The sequence below is a fragment of the Gordonia sp. DT30 genome, from assembly GCF_049844915.1.
In the GTDB taxonomy this organism is placed as follows: domain Bacteria; phylum Actinomycetota; class Actinomycetes; order Mycobacteriales; family Mycobacteriaceae; genus Gordonia.
Genome location: NZ_JBNCLY010000097.1, coordinates 1 through 318, shown reverse-complemented (window position 1 = coordinate 318; position 318 = coordinate 1). Strand labels below are relative to the sequence as shown.

Genomic DNA, 318 nt, shown 5'->3' with positions numbered 1-318 from the left:
CAACCCTTCAGACCTATGCAACCGCCGAATCTCGGCCCAATCTTCCACTGAAATCACCCTCCCGAGTGTCAAGGGGGGTCAACTTTCACCCGTCGCCTGGGGGTCAGTATTCACGCGTCGCCGACAGATAGTGCAAATCATCGAGACCGACATGCGCGCGGCCATCGGCACCGTGCTCGGAAACCTCGGCCTCGGGCGCGTCGATTCAGGCTCTCAGATCTGACTTCACGCCGGGTCGGCTGCGGCTACCGCAACCGATCCCGACGCTCATACAACAACGCCGCCGGCAAATACTGCGACTCCACCCCCACCTCGAAA

Annotated in this window: 1 protein-coding gene; it reads left to right on the top strand. The window is 61.3% G+C overall.

Annotation, left to right across the window (positions count from 1 at the left end; translation table 11 throughout):
- On the top strand, window positions 1-223 hold a 223-nt coding region (locus tag ACLQ3C_RS21590), incomplete at its 5' end, for a hypothetical protein (RefSeq protein ID WP_425707134.1).
- Between the last annotated feature and the right edge of the window lie 95 nt (window positions 224-318).